Annotated in this window: 17 protein-coding genes, 1 pseudogene and 3 riboswitches; of the genes and pseudogenes, 10 read left to right on the top strand and 8 right to left on the bottom strand. The window is 59.2% G+C overall.

From position 1 onward, the window contains the following. The first annotated feature begins 74 nt into the window (after positions 1-74). Both ercA and ML541_RS15555 read left to right on the top strand, forming a co-directional pair. Complete coding sequence (gene ercA, locus ML541_RS15560) at positions 75-1247, top strand: alcohol dehydrogenase-like regulatory protein ErcA (RefSeq protein ID WP_243374253.1); 1173 nt, start codon at positions 75-77, stop codon at positions 1245-1247. Next, a pseudogene (locus ML541_RS15555) lies at positions 1228-2391 on the top strand (SpoIIE family protein phosphatase); the annotation flags it as partial. The gene ercA and the pseudogene ML541_RS15555, both read left to right, overlap by 20 nt. Here the strand turns inward: ML541_RS15555 and ML541_RS15550 are convergent. The 8 genes from ML541_RS15550 to ML541_RS15515 all read right to left on the bottom strand — a co-directional run bounded on the left by ML541_RS15550 (position 2335) and on the right by ML541_RS15515 (position 11832). Next, positions 2335-3588 (bottom strand): AAA family ATPase, encoded by a 1254-nt coding sequence (locus tag ML541_RS15550; RefSeq protein ID WP_243374251.1) that lies wholly within the window; start codon positions 3586-3588, stop codon positions 2335-2337. The pseudogene ML541_RS15555 and the gene ML541_RS15550 overlap by 57 nt on opposite strands. A 20-nt stretch (positions 3589-3608) precedes the next feature. Next, positions 3609-5042, bottom strand: coding sequence for an NADPH-dependent glutamate synthase (gene gltA / locus ML541_RS15545; RefSeq protein ID WP_243374248.1), 1434 nt, complete (start codon positions 5040-5042; stop codon positions 3609-3611). Next, the gene (locus ML541_RS15540) at positions 5035-5880 is read right to left on the bottom strand and encodes a sulfide/dihydroorotate dehydrogenase-like FAD/NAD-binding protein (protein WP_243374246.1); all 846 of its coding nucleotides are present in this window, start codon (positions 5878-5880) and stop codon (positions 5035-5037) included. Before ML541_RS15540 ends, gltA begins: the two co-directional genes overlap by 8 nt. Positions 5881-6048: 168 nt before the next feature. Continuing rightward, positions 6049-7386, bottom strand: a complete 1338-nt coding sequence (locus ML541_RS15535; protein WP_243374244.1) for a radical SAM/SPASM domain-containing protein — start codon at positions 7384-7386, stop codon at positions 6049-6051. Positions 7387-7397: 11 nt separating this feature from the next. Continuing rightward, positions 7398-9374 carry a (Fe-S)-binding protein gene (locus tag ML541_RS15530; protein WP_243374242.1) on the bottom strand — a complete coding sequence of 659 codons (1977 nt, stop codon included), beginning with the start codon at positions 9372-9374 and terminating at the stop codon, positions 7398-7400. A 24-nt stretch (positions 9375-9398) separates the two neighbouring features. Further along, positions 9399-10745, bottom strand: a complete 1347-nt coding sequence (locus tag ML541_RS15525; RefSeq protein ID WP_243374240.1) for an electron transfer flavoprotein subunit alpha — start codon at positions 10743-10745, stop codon at positions 9399-9401. Between the two features lie 39 nt (positions 10746-10784). Further along, a complete protein-coding gene (locus ML541_RS15520) occupies positions 10785-11597 on the bottom strand; it encodes an electron transfer flavoprotein subunit beta/FixA family protein (protein ID WP_243374238.1) in 813 nt (270 codons plus the stop codon). Positions 11598-11637: 40 nt separating this feature from the next. Continuing rightward, on the bottom strand, positions 11638-11832 hold the full coding sequence (locus ML541_RS15515) for a hypothetical protein (protein ID WP_243374237.1): 195 nt from the start codon (positions 11830-11832) through the stop codon (positions 11638-11640). Positions 11833-12347: 515 nt separating this feature from the next. Here ML541_RS15515 and ML541_RS15510 point away from each other — a divergent pair. The 8 genes from ML541_RS15510 (at position 12348) to ML541_RS15475 (ending at position 20771) form a co-directional block, all read left to right on the top strand. Next, positions 12348-13511, top strand: coding sequence for an iron-containing alcohol dehydrogenase (locus ML541_RS15510; protein ID WP_243374235.1), 1164 nt, complete (start codon positions 12348-12350; stop codon positions 13509-13511). 293 nt (positions 13512-13804) lie between these two features. Next, positions 13805-13922, top strand: a riboswitch (molybdenum cofactor riboswitch). 33 nt (positions 13923-13955) lie between these two features. After that, the gene (locus tag ML541_RS15505) at positions 13956-15686 is read left to right on the top strand and encodes an aldehyde ferredoxin oxidoreductase C-terminal domain-containing protein (RefSeq protein WP_243374234.1); all 1731 of its coding nucleotides are present in this window, start codon (positions 13956-13958) and stop codon (positions 15684-15686) included. A gap of 59 nt (positions 15687-15745) precedes the next feature. Further along, positions 15746-15970 (top strand): MoaD/ThiS family protein, encoded by a 225-nt coding sequence (locus ML541_RS15500; protein ID WP_243374233.1) that lies wholly within the window; start codon positions 15746-15748, stop codon positions 15968-15970. A 1-nt stretch (position 15971) separates the two neighbouring features. After that, entirely contained in the window at positions 15972-16820 is an 849-nt protein-coding gene (locus tag ML541_RS15495; RefSeq protein WP_243374232.1) for a HesA/MoeB/ThiF family protein, read from the top strand. Between the two features lie 83 nt (positions 16821-16903). Continuing rightward, a complete protein-coding gene (locus ML541_RS15490) occupies positions 16904-17332 on the top strand; it encodes a TOBE domain-containing protein (RefSeq protein ID WP_243374231.1) in 429 nt (142 codons plus the stop codon). A 126-nt stretch (positions 17333-17458) separates the two neighbouring features. Continuing rightward, positions 17459-17575: riboswitch (molybdenum cofactor riboswitch) on the top strand. A 75-nt stretch (positions 17576-17650) separates the two neighbouring features. After that, positions 17651-17769: riboswitch (molybdenum cofactor riboswitch) on the top strand. 100 nt (positions 17770-17869) lie between these two features. Beyond that, on the top strand, positions 17870-19111 hold the full coding sequence (locus tag ML541_RS15485; RefSeq protein ID WP_243374230.1) for a porin: 1242 nt from the start codon (positions 17870-17872) through the stop codon (positions 19109-19111). 111 nt (positions 19112-19222) lie between these two features. Continuing rightward, the gene (locus ML541_RS15480; RefSeq protein ID WP_243374229.1) at positions 19223-20035 is read left to right on the top strand and encodes a substrate-binding domain-containing protein; all 813 of its coding nucleotides are present in this window, start codon (positions 19223-19225) and stop codon (positions 20033-20035) included. Positions 20036-20060: 25 nt separating this feature from the next. Further along, positions 20061-20771 (top strand): ATP-binding cassette domain-containing protein, encoded by a 711-nt coding sequence (locus ML541_RS15475; protein ID WP_243374228.1) that lies wholly within the window; start codon positions 20061-20063, stop codon positions 20769-20771. Positions 20772-20923: the final 152 nt, after the last annotated feature.

The raw sequence follows: 20923 nt of genomic DNA, 5'->3' as shown, positions 1-20923 counted from the left end.
TGGTCCCTGCTTTTTCCCGGACATTTGTTAAAATGTAAGTGCCTTTACCGCAAAAGTTTCGGGGGTGAAAGACCATGCCGTTTGAGCCTACCGAGTTCCAGTTGCGCAAGTTCGTGGCCCCGGAGTTCATCTTCGGCATCGATGCGCGAAAGCTTGCCGCCAGGTACGCGCGAAACTTCGGCGCACGCAAGGTGCTGATGGTGACAGATCCAGGAGTCATCGCCGCCGGCTGGACCGAGGAGATACTCAGGGACCTCAAGGGAGCAGAACTCGATTACACTGTTTTTTCTGCCGTCACCCCCAATCCCAAATCAGAGGAGGTCATGGCCGGGGCAGAGATGTATCGTTCATCCGGCTGCAACACCATTCTCGCCGTGGGAGGCGGAAGCCCCATCGACTGCGCCAAGGGGATCGGCATCGTCATCTCCAACCGCCGCAACATCCTGGATTTCGAAGGGGTGGACAACGTGGACCTTCCCAGCCCGCCCCTGATCTGTATCCCTACTACCGCCGGGTCTGGTGCCGATGTCTCCCAGTTTGCAATAATCACCCATGTGGAAAAAAGGGTGAAGATTGCCATCATCAGCAAGACACTCGTTCCCGACGCGGCACTCATCGATCCGGTCGTTACCACCACCATGCCGGCGGATTTGACCGCCTGCACCGCCATGGATGCCCTTTGCCATTCCATCGAGGCATTCGTTTCCACCGCTCACTCGCCCATCACCGACGTTCATGCGCTCCAAGCAATGCGGCTGGTGGCGGCAAACCTTCTGCAGACCCTGAAAGAACCGGAGAACATGGTGCTGCGCGGCAGAATCATGCTGGCAAGCCTCCAGGCGGGGCTGGCTTTTTCCAATGCGAGCCTGGGAGCGGTGCATGCAATGGCCCACAGCCTCGGTGGCTATCTGGGAAGCTCCCACGGCGAATGCAATGCCATCCTCCTGCCCCACGTCATCGACTTCAATTTCGAAACCGCTGCCGCGCGATACGGGGAGGTGGCCCGGTCAATGGGACTGGATACCGCGGGGATGCCTCCCGAGAGGTGCAAAAATGCCCTGACCTCCTTCCTCATGCAACTGGTCCGGGAGGCGGGCATAGCACACTCGCTGGAGCAGCTGGGGGTAACTCGCGGCGATATTCCCGCGCTGGCCGGCAAAGCCATAGAGGACCCGTGCATCTTCACAAATCCGCGCCAGATGACCCGCCACGATCTGGAGGAGATCTATGACAAAGCCTTCCGATGATGAGGACTGGGATGCCCGGCGGGAAAAGATCATCGGCCTCGGGGAGCGCTCCCTGCGCAAGACCTACTATCCGGAGCTACAGCAGAAGCTGGACGAACTGGAACGCTTCCGCTCGCTTCTGGACGAGAGCAACGACTGTATCGTCCTCTTCCGTGTCCCTTCGTTTGCCATTGTCGACGTCAATGAATCCGCCTGCCGCCAACTGGATTGCCCCCGGGAAAAGTTCCTTTCCATGAACCTCAACGATGTCCTGCCGGAGGAAGACGTGCTGCGCATCAGGCGTTTGTCCACGGCGGGCATCGCCGAGGGTCGGGATAAGGACACTATCATGACCCGGCTGTATCGGTGCTCCGGAGGGGATTTCCCGGCAGAGATCACTATCAGGATCGTCAGCCTTCACAGGACCAGTTATGGCGTGGCGGTGGCCCGTGACATCACCGAGCGGCTGCGGGCCGAGAAGGTTATGCTGGAGAATTCCCGCATGCTGCGCGATATGGAGCTGGCACGGCAGATCCAGCTTTCCCTGTTGCCCGACGCCCCTCCACAGGTGCCTGGGGTGCAGCTGGCCGGCACCTGCCTTCCGGCGACCCACGTGGGGGGTGATTACTATGATTATTACCTGCGGGAGACGGGAATGCTCGACCTGGTGGTGGCCGATGTCTCGGGGCACAGCATCGGTGCGGCATTGATGACCGCAGAGGCGCGCTCCATGCTTCGCGCCCGGCTCGGTGCCTCCACCGGCACCGGTGAGGTCCTCGCCTATCTCAACGATATCCTTTACGACGACCTGAACCGGTCCGGTCTTTTCATTACCCTCTTCTACGTCAGCTACGACCCGGTGCGGCGGCTGCTCTCCTATGCCAACGCGGGCCACGTCTCTCCATTGCTGTTGCGCCCCTCGGAGATCTCCTGCCGGAAACTGGATGCGGAGGGGCTGATCCTCGGCGTCAGGAAAAAAGAAAGCTATGAGGAAAAGGAGCTGCAGATGGAGCCGGGGGATCTGCTGGTCCTTTACACGGACGGTATTACCGAAGCCCAAAACAGTGCCGGAGAGCTCTTCGGTTTCGGCAGACTGTGCAGTACCGTTTCAGCAATCAGTTCCAGACCAGCGGAGGAGGTCATTGGCGGTATCCTCCACGAGGTTGCTGCCTTTGCGGGGACAACGGCCCTGGAAGATGACGTGACCATGATCGTTATGAAAGTAATCTAAGGCTTCCCTTCCCAATCCCTGACTTGGCGTTGCCTCTTCCAGCGCAATCCGCTCGATCCCTTCGAAGTCAATGGTTCGTTCCGCGGAGGAGCATATCAGCTGGATTTTTTCCTCATCCTCCACGCTGATCTTGGAGATATGGCCGGTAATGGTGGAAAAGACATCGGCCGTTGACTGGAAGATGCGGATGTAGGGGATGCCGCTTGCATCGAGGATCTTCTGGGTAACGTTTGAGACCGGCGCCTGTCCCGGGATGACCAGCCCGGCGATCTTCTCCCGATAGGCGGGAATGTGGTAGAGGGAGGAGATGGTGACGATCAGCTCATCCCGGGAACTGGTGGTGATGAGCAGGGTCGATTCCTCCAGCAGGTCGATGACCTTCTGGGAAGAGGCTGCCCCCAGCTGGACATGGTGGACGATGCGGCTGCGTGCGCTTGGGTCACCGTTGAGGGGGTGATCCAGGAGCCGGGCGATGTGATTGAGGGTGGGGTTGGCCAGGATCGGCGAGTAGTCGAATCCCGCCATCACCGGCAGGGGAAGAGGGGAGAAGGCCTTCTGTAGGTACCCCAGGGAGGCCTCCCGCTTGTCCTGCAACAGTTTATTGACCATGAGCGCTCGCACCGGACACCCCTCGGCCTGGTACAGGGGGAGGTTGAGCAGGACCGAATCGATGACGTTGCCGATGCCGCCACCGCTGACCATGATCACCGGCGCGCCACAGAGGCTAGCCACCCGGCCGTTGCTCAGTCCCACGACAGAGCCGACCCCCCCGTGGCCGGCCCCTTCGATGACTAAAAAATCGTATTTCCGTTCCATCTCATGAAAAGCGTGACGCAGCTTCCCTTCCAGCTCGGCGGTGGTCAACTGCCCATCGAGAAAGCGCTTGGTGGAGCCCCTGCCAAGGACAACCGGCGACATGAGGTGGATGTCTTCCTCCATGCCGAAAACGCGGGCCATCAGCGCCGCATCCTTGTCGACTACGATGTCGTTAAACTGCTGGCACTTTGGGCCGATGGCCTTGATGAAGCCTACCCGCTTGTATCGCTGCCGTGCCAGGTGAACCAGCGAGAGACTAATGGTGGTCTTGCCGGTGTTCTGGCCGGTGGCGGCAACAAAGATTTTTCTGCACATGCTTCTTCATCCTCCTCCGACTAACGACCCTTGCCTGAAAGAGCCTGCTGCTGTTTCAGGTAGCCATGGATGGCTGTAGCGCCCCTTTTACCGTCTCCCATGGCCAAAATAACCGTTGCGCCGCCACGGACAATGTCACCCCCGGCATACACACCACCTAGATTGGTAGCGCCTGTCTCGTTGCTGACGATGTTGCCCCACCTGTTCAGCTCAAGGTCGGGCGCGGTGGTGGTAAGCAGCGGATTGGAGCGGGTGCCGACGGCATTTACCACCACGTCCACCTCCAGGTGATACTGGGAATCGGGGATAGCGACCGGCTTGCGCCTTCCCGACTCATCGGGCTGACCAAGCTCCATTTTCTCGCAACGGAGTGCCACAACCCAGCCATCGTCATTGCCGATAATTTCCAGCGGCGCGGTCAGCATGACGAATTCCACCCCCTCCTCCTTGGCGTGGCGGATCTCCTCCAGGCGGGCCGGCATCTCCGCCTCGCTTCTGCGGTAGATGATCATCGCCTTCCGCGCTCCCAGCCTCCTGGCGGTGCGGACACAATCCATGGCGGTATTGCCGCCGCCGATCACCGCCACTGAACGCCCTTGTATAATCGGGGTCGGGGCAGCGGGATTGCGGCCGGCCTCCATCAGGTTGACCCGGGTCAGATATTCATTGGCCGAGTAAACCCCCTTGAGGTTTTCCCCCGGCAGATTGAGCATTACCGGCAGCCCCGCGCCATTGGCGATGAAAACCGCGTCGAACTGGCTGCGGAGCTGTGCCAGAGTGAGGGTCTTGCCGATGATGACGTTGCATTCGATGCGTACGCCCAGGTCAAGGAGCCGATTCACCTCCAGGTCGATGATGCTTTTAGGCAGGCGGAATTCGGGTATGCCGTAGCGGAGCACCCCACCGGTGTCATGGAGCGCTTCAAAGATGGTCACCCCATATCCCTGGCGGGCCAGTTCGCCGGCGGCAGTGAGTCCGGCAGGGCCGCAGCCGACGACGGCAACCTGCTTCCCGGTGGAGACAGACTGTTTTGCGACAGCCAATTTTTCCGTATTGGCCATGGCCCAGTCGGCAACAAACCGCTCCAGGTAGCCGATGGCCACTGCCTCCCCCTTGACGCCACGGACACATTCGGCTTCGCATTGGCTTTCCTGGGGGCAGACCCGGCCGCAGACCGCCGGCAGGGCGTTGTCTCCCCGGAGTATCCGGGCCGCTTCGGGAAGATCCTCCCTGGCCAGGGCGTCGATGAACTCGGGGATCGAGACTCCCACCGGGCAGCCGTCCACACAGGGGCGGGTTTTACATTGGATGCAGCGCTGAGCCTCCTGCACCGCGTCGGCAAGGGACAGGCCACGATTCACTTCATCGAAGCTTTTGCTGCGGGCGGTCGCTTCCAACTCGGGCATATGGGTTCTTTCAATCGCCAGCCGGTCTTTCATGGTCAATTCAGGCATTGGTCACCTCCCGTGTCAGTCGGCACTCTGCGGCTGCATGGCTTTCATGGTCGCGATAGGTGGTAAGGCGGTCGCTCAGCCCGGCAAAATCCACCTTGTGGCCGTCGAATTCGGGGCCGTCAACGCAGGCGAATTTGGATTCGCCGTCCACCACCACCCGGCAGCCGCCGCACATGCCGGTACCGTCGATCATGATCGGGTTGAGGCTGACGATGGTCTCGATGCCGTGGGGGCGGGTCAGCTCGGCGATGGCGCGCATCATGGGCACCGGACCGATGGCAAAAACGGCGTCCGGTTTTGTCGTCGGCTCATTGATGAGATCGGTCAGTGCCGCCGTGACAAAGCCCTTGCGGCCGAGGCTGCCGTTCTCGGTGGTGATGAGGAGCTGCTCCGACAGCGCCTTCAGCTCGTCGGCCAGGATTACATATTGGCTGGAACGGCCGCCGATGATGGTGGTGATGCGGCTTTCCGTCGCCGCCAGCGCCTTGACCAGCGGGAAAAGGACGGCGGTACCGACCCCGCCGCCGATGCAGGCAACCCGTTGCCAGTTGTCCAGATGGGTCGGCTTGCCCATGGGGCCGGCCACGTCCAGAATGAAGCCGCCGGCGGGGACGTCAACGATCCTGCGGGTTGAAGCGCCGATGGCCTGGATGAAAAGGGTGATCGTCCCGGTGGCCGGATCGGCGTCGCCGATGGTAAGAGGGATACGCTCCTCTCCCTTGTCAAGACGGATGATGACGAACTGCCCCGGCTTTCTCGCCGGAGCGATGCGCGGCGCCCGCACCACCAGACGGTGGAGGTTGGGCGCCAGGATGTCGTTACTGAGTACTTCGTACATGTGGGACCTTTCTTCGTTAATTTAAAAGCCTTTTGTGGTACCTAAATCCGGGACGTCAGATTTGAGATGATAGCAAGGCGGCGAGGAAGAGGCGACGGAAGCATACTTCCTGTACGCTGACGAGCCGATGACGAGCCAATGCCGCTAGCGCTCAAATATGGCGTCCCTTCAATCCAAACAGCGGAAGACCCCCGAGCTCCATAGACAACTCCCGCACGGCTCGGTATTCACATAGCAATCCTGGGCAAACTCCTCCTTCTGCACCAGATCACAGGGGGAGCAGTTGCAGCCGGAGCAGGAGGGGTAGTTATGGCGAAGGACATTTTGCCTGAAGGTGCGGAATTCGCAGCTGTTCCAGATCTCCAGGATGCCCCGTTCAGCGACGTTACCGAAGGCCCGTGGCTTCACCGGCTGCAGCCAGCCGTTGGCAAATGACTGGCAGCGGTGCCAGAGGTGATAGCAGGGATGCATCATGCCGTTCCAGGAGATGAAAGCACCCCCCTCTTCAATAAAGGCGCACCCCCGTTTTTCCCGCTTGACCACCTCGGGGAGCCGGAGATCCAAGCCGATCTTCCGCGCAACCCTGGTTGCCTCATCAAAGATGGTCATGGTCTCTTCGATCTGGCCGAAGTCCATGGCAAAGAGCCGTTTCAGGTCAAGGGTGATGCCGCGGTCACGGGCATCGGTCTTCATCGCCTCGACGAAATTGACGATCCGGCTTTCCTCCGGGGTCCTGCGGTACTTCCAGAGCAGGTCGAAGTAATGCAGGATGTCGATGCCGATCACTTCCGCCTTGGACTTCCATGTCTGGAAGAGCTGGATTGCCTCATCGGTACAGGTGTCATAGGCCCGCTGTTCCAGGTGGGGTTCGTGGAACGGATGCAGGTGGGAGACGATGGCGAAACTCGCTCCCCGTGCGGCAGCCCACTCGAGAGCAGAAGGGAGTTCCTTGAGATTGTCCCTCATGACGACAAACTCGACGCCGATTTCCAGATCGGGCCGGCCGCAGACCACTTTGGCCGCAGCGAGGGCTTTGAAAGCCATTTGCAGGTCCAATAGCTGGCTGCCGGTCCGGATGCTGCCGAAGGTGGTGCTATCGACGCCGTCCATTGAGAGGCAGATCTGGTCCAGTCCGGCATCGAGCAGGGTCATGGCCCGCATGTTGGTGAGCAGAAGGCCGTTGCTCTGGAAACCGATCCAGCCGTGGGGCGGCATCAACTTCCGTGCCCGGGTGATGATCTGCTCCAGGCGGGAGTTGAGCAGCGGTTCTCCCACGCCGTTCAGGATCAGGGCATCCAGGTTGGACAGGGCGGGTTCCAGGTGGGCGAAGGTTCCCAGATCCAGATCACCGTCACGGGCACCATGGTCATTCTGCTTCATGCACATGATGCAGCTCAGGTTGCAGCGGCTCGTGGTCTCCACGAACAGCTTGGAGGGGTAGGGGAGCAGCGCTGAGTCGAGAGCAGGGAATTCCGTGTCAATGGTGAGGGCGGTGCAGTTGGGCATAGTAGTTCCTGTCAGACGTCCGGTCTCAAGCCTTCGGCGACTATCTCGGCGATATCCCGGACGCAGGTTCCAGCCGCCTGGCGGTCTTTGAGGGCATCCTCCATCATGGTCATGCAGTAGGGACAGCTGACACAGATGGTGTCGGGATTCTTGGCCAGTGCCTCGTCGACCCGGTTCAGGTTGATCCGGCTCCCCGCATGTTCCTCCATCCACATGCGGCCGCCACCGGCGCCACAGCAGAAGGCATTCTCCCGGTTTCGCGGGAGCTCCAGCGGAGCTTCACCGGTGGCCGCGGTAATGACCGATCGTGGGGCCTGATAGACCTCGTTGTGCCGCCCCAGGTAGCAGGAATCATGGAACACCACCGCTCCTGCCCCGGTTACCTGATGGTTCAACTGCAGCTTGCCCTCCCGAAGCAGCCCGTCAATGAACTCGGCATGGGAGATGACCCTGAGCTCCAGGCCATACTGGCGATAATCGTTCTTCAGCGTGCTGAAACAGTGGGGGCAGTGGGTGATGACCCGGGTGATCCCTTTTTCGTTGAACAGGGCGACGTTCTCCTCGGCGATACGGTCAAAGACGAACTCGTTGCCCAGTCGGCGCACACTGTCGCCGCAGCACTTCTCCTCCTTGCCGAGGATGCCCCACGACACCCCTGCCGCATCCAGGATCCGGGCCATGGCCAGGGTCACCTGCTTACTGCGGGAGTCGAAGGCTCCGGCGCAGCCGACGAAGAAGAGGTATTCCGTTTCCCCGGCTTTGAACGGCCTGGCGCTGATCTGGGAACTCCATTTGCTCCGCTCGCCCGGGGCGATGCCCCACGGATTGCTCCGTTGCTCCATGTTCTCGAAAAAAACAAGCAGCTCCTCCGGAAATGCTGCCTCCGTTTCCACCAGGTGCCGGCGCATCTTGACCAGTTTCGGGGTGTGCTCGATCATCACCGGACAGGCGGCCATGCAGGCACCGCAGGTTGTGCAGGACCAGACAGCATCCGCCGCTACGCTCCCTTCCCCGTTGCCGATGAGCGGTACCACCCCCTTGCCCTGTCGCTGCATCAGCGGCCCATTGGCCAGGAGGTTCTGCTTCAGGCTGTGGATCACGCCTCGCGGATTGAGTGCTTTTCCAGTGGTGGCCGCCGGGCAGGCCAGCTGGCAGCGGCCGCATTCGGTGCAGGAAAAGGAGTCGAAGAGATCCTTCCAGGAGAAGCGGTCGATGCTGCCCACACCAAAGGTGTTGCCCTCGGCAAACTGCTCCCGTGGCTGGGCATTGGGTTTTGCCAGGCTTTTCATGAAGCAGTTGGGGATGGCGGTAAAGACATGCATGTGCTTGCTGTAGGGGAGGAAATTGATGAAGCCCAGCAACAGCACGGCATGGAGCCACCAGAACGTTGAAGAGAGAAGGGGGAAGAGTGAGGGGTGAAACACCAGGGAAATTACCTGCCCCGCCAGGGCGGAGACTGGCATCCAGGCGGCAGCAGGTTCTTTTCCGGCGGCGATTTCTGCACCGTGAAGTCCGAAATAGGCCAGCATCAGCAGGGCAATTGCTCCAAGGATGGCAAAAGCCTCGCGGGTTGCAGCCCCCTCATAGGGAGGGGCGACAACTTTGCGGATGGCGGCAACAATTGACGCTAAAAGCGCCAGAAGCGAAACCAGGTCGAAGACCATGAGCAGTGGGTGATATATAGCCGGGGGCAGTAGCGCAAGGCCGGCCCGGGGCGCGATCCCTCTGATAAGGAAATCGCCGTTGGCCAGTGCTAGCAACATGAACGACCAGAAGATGACGAAGTGGTTGAGGCCGAATGGGCGTGCCAGCACCTTCTTCTGGCCGAATGCCAGGGTGAACATGTTCCACAGGCGCAGGGGAAGATCGTCGAATCGATTTTCTTCACTGCCGATGGCCACCAAAGACAGGCGCCTGCGGCAGCTCCAGGCAAATACCAGAAGGGATGCCGTTAATATAATGGAAAAAAAGAGCGGATCGGGTGTCATGGAAATCCTCGTTGGAAATAGTCCTTATGCCGCCACGGCACTGGCTGAATAGGCTTGCGCCTGCCCCGCCTTCAGCTGCTTCAGATAGCTGGTAATGGCAGGGACCACCTGAAACAGGTCGCCGACGATGCCGTAGGTAGCCACCTGGAAAATTGGTGCTTCACGGTCCCGATTGATGGCGATGATCATATCCGAATCCTGCATGCCCACCAGATGCTGGATGGCCCCGGAAATGCCGCAGGCGATATAGATTTTCGGTCGCACCGTTTTTCCGGTTTGCCCCACTTGGCGGTCGGCGGGCATCCAGCCTGCATCGACGGCACTTCTGGAGGCTCCCACCACTCCCCTCAGCTCGTCTGCCAACTCGCGAAGAAGGGCAAAGTTTTCCGCCGCCATCATGCCCCGGCCGCCGGAGACGATGAACTCGGCGCCGGCGATGTCCACGTCGTCCCTGCTTTTCTTGTCGCTGATCACTTCAAGGACCTTGGTGAAGATGTCCGCTTCGCGTATGGCAACCGTTTTCCTGACGATTTCGCCGCTTCTCCCATCGACCCTTTCGGGCATGGGCATGACGTGGGGGCGGACCGTGGCCATCTGGGGCCGGAACTTATCGCACATGATGGTGGCCATGATGTTGCCGCCAAAGGCAGGGCGCGTCTGCATCAGGTTGCGCTTATCGTCGATGGCGAGGCCGGTACAGTCGGCGGTGAGACCGGTCTTGACCCGGGTGGCGACGGCCCCTGCCAGGTCGCGGCCAAGGCCGGTGGCACCCATGAGGACGATTTCCGGCCGGTATTCCTCGATGAGCCGGCAGAGGGCTTCCAGGTATGGTTCGGTGCGGTAATGGCGGAAGACGGGCTGGTCGAGGAGGTAGACCTTGTGGGCGCCGTAGCTGAAGGCTTCCCCACACAGGTGCTCCACCCCTTCGCCGAGGATGACCGCGGCCAGTTCGACACCCAGGTTTTGGGCGAGCTGCGCCCCGGTGCCGAGAAGTTCCCAGGAAACCCGGGCCACCTCTCCCCCGGTCTGCTCGATGAAGACCCAAACCCCCCGGTACCCAGCGACCAGCTCCCGGCGCTTTTTCTCCTCTTCGTCCACCTCTTCCTCGGCAGCCTGTCCCTGATTGGCCAGGGTTGCCAGAATCTCCAGCTCCTCCGGCGTATAGAAGATTTCCAGGGCATTGCCGGGACAGGCTTTGACGCATTTGACGCAGCCGATGCATTTTCCCAGGCTGATCCGTGGTTCGCCCCCCTCGGTCATTTCGATGCCATCCACGGGACAGATGCTCTGGCAGCGGGCACCGCAGGCGATGCATTTGCTTCCGACCAATCGAACCTTGCCACGGGGTTTTTTCACTTTCGCTTGGCTCATTTTATTTCCTTCCAAGGAGTTTTACCTATCGTCAGCCGTCTATACTGCCAGCATGTCTGCGGCTATCAGTCGCTCCACCAGCATCCTTGCGGTACCGTCAGGATTCCCAATCCCATCACCGATTATTTCTCCCTGGGCCCGCTCCGGCGAAAAGATCCTGCTAACCCAGGTGGGTGAGCCCTTCAGGCCGATGCTATTCACATCCAGGTTGAGGTGGCTGTTGTTCCAGGTCGTCACCTCGGCCCGTGCCGCCTTGAGCCGCATGGGGACCGTAGGGTAGCGCGGCCGGTTCAGTTCCCGGACAACGGTGACCATGGCCGGCAGTCGCGCCTCAACGATCTCGTAGCGCCCTTCCAGTTTCCGTCGGACACGAATCCGCTTCTTCAGGAAATCCACCTGTTCGATGCGATCGACCAGGGTCAGCTGGGAGAACCCGAGACGCACGGCGATACCGGGCCCTACCTGTGCCGTATCCCCGTCGATGGTCTGTTTGCCGCAGAAGACGATCCCCACCTCATCCCGCTCGGCCAGCTTTGCGATGGCGGCAGCGATGACATTGCTGGTGGAGAGGGTGTCTGCCCCCCCGAAACAACGATCCGAAAGCAGCACCGCCTCATCGACCCCCAGGGCCAGTGCCTTTCTCAAGGCGGCTTGCGCATTGGGGGGCCCCATGGAGAGGGCCAAGGCGCGGAACCCATGCCGCTCCTTCATGCGCAGGCTCTCTTCAAGGGCGTGCACGTCGTAGGGGTTGATGATGAAGGGTATTCCGTCCCTGACAAGGGTGTTGGTGACCGGATCGATCTGCACCTGGGTGGTGTCCGGGACCTGCTTGATGCAGGCAATGGCATACATTGGTAAAGCTCCTCCTGGATCTGGATTCCGGCGTCAGCCTTCAGCTTTGCAGCGATACTCCCGTATCGTGGGACAAATCCCATTGCTGCCGCAGCAGCGTGAAAGCATCACGCATGAGGTCGGCTGCAGACAGATTGGTCACTGCCATGATCTGGCGGAACTTGTCCATCTCCTCATCAGTGACGCGCATGGAAACGATATAGGGTTTTTTGGGGTTGTTGTACTTTCTTGCCATCTCTTCTTCCTCCTCTTTGAGAACCACCACCTTGGCTGAAACAGCCAATGGGCTTACCGCCGGGAAGGGATAGGCAATTTCGGTACCAACCCCCCTATCCGTGAACAGATGAGGTGATGGCGGAAAGGGTCTGATCACTTGAATACAGGGGAATGAGACGGTTTTCCCGGGGGTGGTGAAAGGGGGATCGGGGGAGTTTTTTCGGTCGTCGAGGGGTGAAAGCGGGCGTTCCATCCTATGACATGTGGTCCATTATGGAACAGTCCATCTGTATCGTTTCAGAACAAAGTTCATTAGACAGAGATTCTTTCGAGCGGTGGAGATCGAAGCCTAACTAAGGGTATTCCCAGGGGTTTAATCGTACTATTTCCGAAAAGATGGTGGCTGGTAAAATTGTTGGTATAGGGTTTGCGGTATAGTAGAAAAATGTTTTAGAAAATCGTATGCAGGACATGAATCGGTTGGGAAAACAAAAACAATGTGGTTTATGCCACAAAACACAAGGAGGAGCAACAATGGCATTAGCAGAACAGACGTACGGATTTTTCATTCCGACAGTTTCATTGATGGGAGTAGGTTGCTCAAAGGAAACGGGAGCCCAGGCCAAGGCGCTGGGTGCGACGAACCTGCTCATCGTCACCGATGCAGGCCTGTCCAAGATGGGGGTCGCTGATCAGATCAAGGCCCAGCTGGTGGAGGCAGGGCTGAAGGCGGTGATTTTCGATGGTGCCGAGCCCAACCCCACCGACAAGAACGTCCATGACGGCGTCAAGGTCTACCAGGACAACAAGTGCGACGGCATCGTCTCCCTTGGCGGCGGCAGCTCCCATGACTGCGGCAAGGGGATCGGCCTGGTCATCGGCAACGGCGGCCACATCCGCGACTTCGAAGGGGTCAACAAGTCCACCAAGGCCATGCCCCCCTTCCTGGCCATCAACACCACCGCTGGCACCGCTTCCGAGATGACCCGTTTCTGCATCATCACCAACACCGATACCCATGTAAAAATGGCCATTGTTGACTGGCGCTGTACACCGAATATTGCCATCAACGACCCGGTCCTGATGGTCGGCAAGCCTCCCGCCCTCACCGCTGCCACCGGTATGGATGCCCTGACCCATGCGGTCGAGGCCTATGTTTCCACCATTGCCACCCCGATCACCGATGCCTGTGCCATCAAGGCCATCGAATTGATCGCCGCCAACCTGAGCGTGGCCGTGGCCAACGGCGACAACCTGGAGGCGCGTGACGCCATGGCCTATGCGGAGTACCTGGCCGGCATGGCCTTCAATAACGCCAGCCTCGGCTATGTCCATTCCATGGCCCACCAGCTGGGTGGCTTCTACAACCTCCCCCACGGCGTCTGTAACGCTATCCTGCTGCCGGCCGTCAGTCAGTTCAACCTGATCGCCTGCCCGAAACGCTTTGCCGACATCGCCGTCGCCCTGGGTGAGAACATCACCGGTCTTTCCGTGACCGAGGCTGCAGAAAAAGCTATCGCCGCCATCCGCAAGCTCTCCGCCTCTATCGGCATCCCTGCCGGCCTGAAAGAGTTGAATGTGAAGGAAGCCGACCTGAAGATCATGGCCGAGAACGCCAAGAAAGACGCCTGCCAGCTGACCAATCCGAGGAAGGCGACCTTGGAGCAGGTGATCGAGATTTATAAGGCAGCAATGTAGGACGGCTGCCGCTTTTGCGCAATGCCGGCGTTGCCCTTCCCGATGCTCTTGTGCGGCGTAGCCTAGCTACGCCTCCGCGGCATCGCGCGGGCGCCTTGGCCTTGCATCAAAATCGACACCCGGTAGGAAAAAGCAAAATCGAGGGGCGAGAATCTCGCCCCCTCGTGAGAAAAATTTACAGGCTGATCAAAAAGCCCCAGGTGCAAGGCGCCCCGAAGACTGAGGACTGAGGCGTACATCAGGTACGCCGCAGGGACGAAGTCGAGGGCAACGCCGCAGATGGGGGTTTTTCATCAGCCTCCTATCTCCGAGCCGTGCCGCCTAACAGGTTCCCTCATGGTGCCCGGCCTACGGGTTTCGCTGGAAACGGCGGAGCCTCCCTTTCGGAAAGGAGTAAACAAGCCTTCGCGGCTAAACATTATGATTGGGAGAAGATAAAAAAACATGAACAAGATTTTACGCGTCAACATGACCGACCTCACCACCAGGACCGAGCCGGTACCGGCAGCCTGGGCGGGACTGGGGGGACGTGCCCTTACCTCGACCATCGTCGCGGCCGAAGTGCCTGCCACCTGCCATGCCCTGGGTGAAAACAACAAGCTGGTCTTTGCCCCCGGCCTTCTGACCGGCACCCCTGCGGCCAACTCCGGCCGTCTCTCCGCCGGGGCCAAGAGCCCCCTTACCGGCACCATCAAGGAGAGCAACGCCGGCGGCACGGCCGCTCAGATGCTCGCCCGCCTGGGGATCAAGGCTCTCATCATCGAAGGGCTGCCCACGGGGGACACATGGTACAGCCTCCATGTCTCCAATGAGGGGGTCACCATTCAGGAGGAGACCGAACTGCTCGGCAAGGGAAACTTTGCCGTCATCGAGGCCCTGGAAGCACGCCTGGGCAAGAAGACGGGCATTCTCACCATCGGTCCGGCCGGTGAACTGAAGATGACCGCCGCCAACATTTCCGTCAAGGACCCTGACAGCAAGATCCGCAGCCATGGTCGTGGCGGTCTCGGCGCCGTCATGGGTTCCAAGAAAATCAAATTCATCACCATCAATGACCAAGGGGCTCCCGGCGTGAAGATTGCCGAGCCGGAGAAATTCAAGGTGGCCGCCCGGACCTTTGCCAAGGCGCTGCTGGATCATCCGGTCAGCGGCGAGGGGCTCCCCACTTATGGCACCAATGTTCTCGTCAACATCCTCAACGAGGCGGGCGGGCTGCCGACGCGCAACTTTACCAGCGGCCAATTCCATGCCCACGACACTATCTCCGGCGAAACCATGTACGAAACCATTGTCTCCAGGGGTGGGAAACACAAGCATGGCTGTCACGCCGGATGCATCATCCAGTGTTCCCAGGTTTACACATGCACGGAAGGAAAGTATCTGACCTCCGGCTTTGAATACGAGACCATCTGGGGTCTTGGGGCAGACTGCTGCATCGAAAACCTGGACGATATTGCCCAGGCGGACAACATCATGGATGACATCGGCATCGATTCCATCGAGACCGCCGTCATGTTCGGGGTGGCCATGGAGGCGGGCATCCTCCCATTTGGGGACGGCAAAGGAATGATCCGCCTCCTGGAAGAAGAAATCGGCAAAGGTACGCCTCTCGGGCGCATCCTCGGTGGTGGCGCCGCCAGCGTCGGCAAGGCCTACGGCGTTACCCGGGTTCCGGTGGTGAAGAACCAGGCGATTCCCGCCTACGATCCCCGCTCCGTTAAGGGGATCGGCATCACCTATGCGACCTCCACCATGGGGGCGGACCACACCTCCGGCTACACCATTGCCACCAACATCCTCAACGTGGGAGGCTTCGTCGATCCGCTGAAGAAGGAGGGCCAGGTGGAGCTCTCCCGCAACCTGCAGATCGCCACGGCGGCCGTGGATTCCACCGGCATGTGCATCTTCGTCGCCTTCCCGGCACTGGACATCCCGGAGTGCCTGCCGGCCCTGATCGACATGATCAATGCCCGCTTCGGCATCTCGCTCACCGGCGACGACGTCACCAACCTTGGGAAACAGGTGCTGAAGACCGAGCGCCAGTTCAATATGGACGCCGGCTTCGGTAAGGAGCACGACCGGCTCCCCGAGTTCTTCAAACACGAGCCGGTGGCCCCCCACAATGCGGTCTGGGACTTCAGCGACGAGGAAATAGACGAGTTCTGGAACTTTTAAGGCAGTAAACCTTGGTCCCCCGGCACTTTGCCGGGGGATTGACGGTATGTGAGGCTTTCGTGAACATAACGGTTAAATTGTTTGCCACCTTCAGGAATGGCCGGTTCAAGATGGACCACCAGGACTGGCCTGAAGGGGTCGATTGCCGCAGGATCGTTGCCAGCCTGGGGCTTACGGAAGAGGAGATCGGCATCGTCCTGATCAATGGCCGCCATGTGCCTCTCGACCAGGTGCTCGGTCATGGTGATACATTGTCCCTTTTTCCCCTGGTCGGAGGAGGCTGATATGGATGCAGTGCAGCAGTACCTGTGGAGCAATGCGGTAGGTGACCTGGTGCCATGGCCTGCCCAGGCGGAAGCCGTCCGGCAGTTCGGCCTGACCTATGACCAGGTGGAAAGCCTGATCCTGGAAAAGGGGCTGCTGCCGGCCCGCTACCAGCGCAATCGCACCACTGTTTCCATTGACGAGCAGTTGCAGCTTTTCAAGAGCCGGGTGGCGGTCATCGGCTGCGGCGGCCTGGGAGGCTACATTATTGAGGAGCTGGCCCGGCTGGGAGTCGGCCAAATCGTCGCCATCGATCCCGACATCTTCGAGGAACACAACCTGAACCGGCAGTTGCTGGCGTCTCCAGCTTCCCTCGGCAAAGCCAAGGTCGATGCTGCAGCGGCTCGCGTTGCAGAGATCAATCCTGCGGTAACGCTCGAAGCGGTCAAGGAGGCATTCACCACTGCCAACGGCAAGCAACTCCTGCAGAGGGTGACGGTGGCGGTCGATGCCCTGGACAGCATCGGCTTCCGCCTCGAGCTGGCGGACGTGTGCACGGAAATGGAAATCCCCATGGTCTACGGGGCGATCGGGGGCTGGTACGGGCATGTGGCCACCCAGCTGCCGGGGGACACCACCGTCCAGCGCACCTACCGCAACTGGGTGGAAGGGAAGGGGATCGAAAAACAGCTGGGCAACCCTGCCTTCACTCCGGCGGTGGTTGCGAGCCTGCAGGTGGCTGAGGTCTGCAAGATCCTCCTCGGCAAGGGAGAACTGCTGCGCCACCGCAAACTGAGTATCGATCTGCTGGAGATGGAGATCTTCGAGGTCAGCTACGAAGCGCCGGCGGAACTGGTGCGTGCTGCCTGATTGTAGCTCTTTGCAGCCGGGTTGACATTGTGGGATATGGCGGGATACTCAGAGTGGAATTTCACTCTGAGGAGGACTAAGCCATGAACATCAGTGCGAGAAATCTTTTGTCGGGCAAGGTTACAGCAGTGGAAAAAGGGGCAATCAACAGCGAGGTCGACCTTACCCTTGCCGGTGGGGAGAAGATTGCGGCGGTCATCACCAATCACAGCCTGGAAAATCTGGGAATCAAGGAAGGGGTCGAGGCCTATGCCCTCGTCAAGGCCCCTTTGGTTATTCTTACCAAAGGTGAAACCGGCTTGAAATTCAGCGCACGGAATGTCTTGAGCGGCACCGTCGGAAAGGTGAAGCATGGCAGCGTCAACGCGGAAATCACGGTGGAACTGCGGGGGAAAGGGACCATCACTTCCATCATCACTGAAGGAAGTGTTTCGGCAATGGAGCTCAAGGAAGGGGACCAGGTGCAGGCGGTCTTCAAAGCATCAAGTGTCATCCTGGCTGTGAAGCAATAAATAAGGGGAAAATACCTGATCCTTCATCGTATACAATAAACCGTTGTTTTAATGCTTGACAGCAAAATGGTATAATGGTACCTATATTACCACAATAAGCGTCGGCATTTTCGTCGCTGTAAAATAGAACAGATTTTTCTCCGAGCCTGTCCGCCTAAAGGGATTTCCCCAGGGCGGCCGGCCTTTGGGCTCTGCTGGAAACGGCAGAACCTTCCTTTGAAAAGGAGAACCTTTCGTACCGCTACCATTGCGGCCAGGGGCTTCTCTTTTTCGGGAAAGCCCCTTTTTTGCACCCGCATGCAAAGCATAACCGAAGAAGCAGTTTCATCTCTCCGAGCCGTATCGCCTAAAGGATCTCTTTTCCCATGGCGATCGGCTAGGGTGTCGCTGGAAACGGTGGCGCCTCCCTTTTGGAAAGGAGAGCCTCGAAGTACCGGAACCTGTTCCCGTATTGAAGGGCCTTTCCATCTGCGGCAAGACTCTTTGATGCAATTGGGGGAAGATTTCCCCCTGTAATTACGAGAACAGGAGGATACGATGAAGAAACGCAGCATGGCAGCAACAGTGGTGGCAATTGGCTTGGTGTTCATCACGGGTGTTCACGCCAAGACCCTTGAGGATGTGCTCAAAGAAAAAGGGGTGATCACCGAAGAGGACTATAGGGAAGTCACCAAGAGCAAACCCCTGGACTACAAGCTTGGCAAGGGATTTACCTTGACCTCTGCCGATGGAAAATTCCAGACGACTTTGGGTGGCAGGCTCCAGACCCGTTTTACCTTCACCGATGCCGATGATAAGGGGGCGACGAGAGATTCGGACAAATTCGAGGTCAAACGGATGAAGTTCTGGCTGAACGGCTATGCCTACTCCAAGGACCTCACCTACCTGCTCCAGGTGGATTTTACCCAGGGGAGCTCCTCAAAGCTTCTGGAGCATGCCTACTTCAACTACCGGCTCATGGATGAAGCCCAGATCCTGGTCGGGCAGACCAAGGTACCCTTCGGCAGGCAATGGCTAAACTCTTCGGGAGGACAGCAATTTGTCGACCGTTCCACCGCCTCGGACATGTTCCGCCCCGGCTATGACGCCGGTGTGAAGCTGAACGGCGACATTGCCGGCGGCATCGCCACTTATGAAATGGGCTTTTACGGCGGCGGCGGCCAGAGTACCTTCCGCTCCTCCAACGACAACGCCTATGCAGCCCGGATCACCGTCAATCCCTTCGGTAAGATGGCCTATTCCGAGAGTGACCTGGATCAGAGTGAAAAACCGCTCCTTTCCGTTGGTGCCAACTACTACCGCAACGCCTTGCAGAAGACGTCGGCGACCGCCCTCGAGAGCAACAACGTCACTCTGGCCGGTTCTACCGGCTGGCTTGGCAAAGGAATCAGCACCTTTGCCACCGGCGAGAAGATCGACATCAACGGCTACGGCGTGGATGCGGCCTTCAAATGGCTCGGTGCTTCGGTGCAGGGAGAATACCTGCTTGGCCAAGCGGACGGCCGAACCAGCGACAAGACCCTGCGTGCCCACGGCTTCTACGCCCAGGCAGGCTACTGTATCATTCCAAAGAAGCTGGAAGTGGCATTCCGCTACTCCTTCGTCGATCCCAACCGGGACAAGGCCAACGACCAGCAGGTTGACACCCAGGGTGCCGTTTCCTACTACTTCAGCAAGCATAACCTGAAGTTGCAGGGGGATGTGACCAACAGCCACGATCAAGGCAGAGGGAAAACCGACGATTTGATCTATCGCCTGCAGGCACAGGTGATCTTTTAATCCATTGAGGTTGGGGCTGGGGAGAATGCTTCCCGGCCCCGGAGCCTGTTAATCCGAAAAAAGACCTCCAATCTACAGAAAGAAATGCTTTATCTTGAAAAGGAGAAGACAATGAAACAGTGGCGCATACTCCTGCTTGCAGTAGCCGCTCTCGCGGTGTTCTGCGTTTCAGCCTCTGCCGAAGAGCGGCTGAAGATGTCCACCACCACCTCCACCCAGGATTCGGGGCTCCTGAAGGTGCTGCTTCCCCCCTTCGAAAAGAAAAACAACTGCAAGGTGGACGTCATTGCCGTCGGCACCGGCCAGTCCCTCAAACTGGGGGAGATGGGGGATGTGGACGTGGTCTTCGTCCATGCCCGAAAGCTGGAGGATAAATTCGTTGCCGACGGTTTCGGCGTCAACCGCCGCGACGTCATGTACAACGATTTCGTCATCATTGGCCCGAAAAACGATCCGGCCGGGATAGCAAAAGCGAAGAGCGCCGCTGAGGCGCTGAAGATGATCGCTGCCAAGGGGGCGACCTTCGTTTCCCGTGGCGACAAGTCCGGGACCCATATTAAGGAAAAGGAACTCTGGCAGGCGGCGGGAATCGTGCCGAAAGGTGCTTGGTACGTGGAGTCGGGCCAGGGTATGGGACCGGTCATCACCATGGCCACCGAGCGCAGGGGCTACACACTGGCGGACCGGGGGACCTATAACGCCTTCAAGGAAAAGAAAACCGACCTGGCGATTCTCTTCCAGGGGGAGAAGGGACTTTTCAATCCTTACGGGGTCATTGCCGTCAATCCGAAGAAGCATCCCCATGTGAAGTACGACCTGGCCATGAAATTCATCGATTACGTGACCGGACCGGAAGGGCAAAAGATCATTGCCGGCTACAAGGCCCATGGTGAACCGGTTTTTTTCACCTACGGGAAAAAGTAAAAGTATATTTAAACAGGGCAGATCTATGCAAAACCTCGTCGAACTGAGGGCAATCGCAAAGCGGTATGGAAACACCTTGGCACTTGAGCTGAGCCGCCTGGTCATCCGGGAAGGGGAGCTCTATCTCCTGACTGGTCCCAATGGTTCTGGCAAGAGCACTCTGCTGAATATCCTCGGTCTCCTCCTCCGTCCGGACCGGGGCGAAGTGTTCTTTGCCGGCGAGCAGGTCAAATGGCAGGGGCCATTGACCAGACTGCGCAGGCAGGTGACTTTGCTTCACCAGTCGCCTTATCTGTTTCGCGGCAGCGTCGCCGACAATGTTGCTTATGGATTGAGCTTGCGCGGCATTACCGGGACATCGGCACAGCAGAAGGTAGCAGAGGCGCTGGCGACTGTGGGCCTCGACGGATTCCAGCGGCGGAAAAACACCGAGCTTTCGGGTGGGGAGGCACAGCGGGTCGCCATGGCCAGGGCTCTGGCTGTCCGGCCGAAGCTCCTGCTCTTGGACGAACCCCTGGCAAACGTGGACAAGGAGAGCGCCCGAGTCCTTGAAGAGGTCATTGCAGCCCTGCCGTCCAACGGCACGACGGTGGTCATGTCCTCCCACGACCCCGATCAGGGGGAACGGCTTCCCTGCACGCCGATTCGGCTGCAAGGGGGACGCATCGAATCTCCCCCCGGTGGCGAGGCGACCTTTCTGTGCCACCAGATGCCGAGGCCGGCGCTTCAGCTCTGACGGCTTCCGCAGATGAAGAAGCTCCATCTGCGGCGTTGCCCTTTCCGGTAGTCAGTGCGGCAGCAGACATGCTGCCGCATTTTTTTGTGGATTCCCTTTTGACCGGGCTTTTTGCGGCAAAACGGCTTGTCACCCCTGCTGCAGGTGCTAGA

The sequence above is a fragment of the Geotalea sp. SG265 genome (genome assembly GCF_022808985.1).
GTDB lineage: Bacteria > Desulfobacterota > Desulfuromonadia > Geobacterales > Geobacteraceae > Geotalea.
The sequence above is the reverse complement of the archived record's forward strand: the minus strand, read 5'-3'. Positions and strand labels throughout refer to the sequence as shown.